Origin of the sequence: Francisella sp. SYW-9, from assembly GCF_008711465.1 — a bacterium.
Lineage (GTDB): Bacteria > Pseudomonadota > Gammaproteobacteria > Francisellales > Francisellaceae > Francisella.
The window spans coordinates 1-1,039 of record NZ_VXKQ01000051.1; the positions used below are offsets into that span (position 1 = coordinate 1).

The following is a 1,039-nucleotide window of genomic DNA, read 5'->3' on the forward strand; positions in this document are numbered from 1 at the left end:
GACTATCTCTAATTCTTTAGCATATTTGATAACCCAACGATTGATTGTGCTATGGTCTACTTTAACCCCTCGCTCTTTCATTAGTTCTTCTACATGTCTATAACTCAATGGATATGATAAATACCATCTGATTGCTTGAAGTATCAATAATTTGGTAAAGTGTCTACCTGTGAAATCTATCATTTGTATTTTGAAATAAAATCTGTGATAAAATTATACTATAAATTCATGCTACTAGCAGTTTGCGACAGAACCGTATGTCAAACACCCAACCACACTTATCATAGAAAATATACTAAGTCTGTATAAGTTATAATCTTAAATTTGTAATAATAAATGAATCTTATTTTTAATATCTTGTAACAGCTGAGAAGATATTTTATCTTTAAATTTCGCTTTTCTAACCACCCAATCCAAACTTTTAATTTGATCTGTCAATACTGCACTTTTATCATCAATAATAACCTCAAAAGGATACCCTTTGATCTTTGTTGTCATAGGACAGCAAACACAAAGGTTTGTCAGCTTGTTATATTCTTTAGGACTTATAATTACTGCTGGTCTATGTCCTCGATGTTCATTACCTGCACTTGGATCACAACTAATCCAAACAATATCTCCAATATCTGGTATATACTTTTTTACCATATTTCATTGCCCATAGCATCACCAAAATCTTTCTCATTGTGCAAATTATTTAAATTAATTTTTGATAGTAATTCATTTAACTCACTACTAATTGGTTTAATAACTATGCTACCATCTTGCACCTGAACATCTAATCTTTGACTTTCTTTTATCTTTAATTTACTTAATATACGCTGTGGTATTCTTATGCCTAAAGAATTACCCCATTTTTTAATTGATACTTCCATGTGTATATTCCTCTTACCATTGTATACACAAGTATATACATAAATATTTTTATGTCAACTTTTATTCATTATCCAAAAGTATACTTTTGTATCCAATTTAATTTATTATGATAGAGTATTATACTAATTTAGGGTATAATATATTTATACTTAAACCTTAAATA

At 28.5% G+C, this 1,039-nt stretch carries 2 protein-coding genes and 1 pseudogene; all 3 read right to left on the bottom strand.

Annotated elements, in window-relative coordinates:
- Positions 1-183 (bottom strand): annotated as a pseudogene (locus tag F3D62_RS12295) (IS6 family transposase); the annotation flags it as partial.
- 135 nt (positions 184-318) lie between these two features.
- Positions 319-648: an endoribonuclease MazF gene (gene mazF / locus F3D62_RS12300; protein WP_150468538.1), complete on the bottom strand. Its 330-nt coding sequence runs from the start codon at positions 646-648 to the stop codon at positions 319-321.
- Entirely contained in the window at positions 642-875 is a 234-nt protein-coding gene (locus tag F3D62_RS12305; RefSeq protein WP_150468539.1) for an AbrB/MazE/SpoVT family DNA-binding domain-containing protein, read from the bottom strand. The genes mazF and F3D62_RS12305 overlap by 7 nt, the downstream gene beginning before the upstream one ends.
- Positions 876-1,039: the final 164 nt, after the last annotated feature.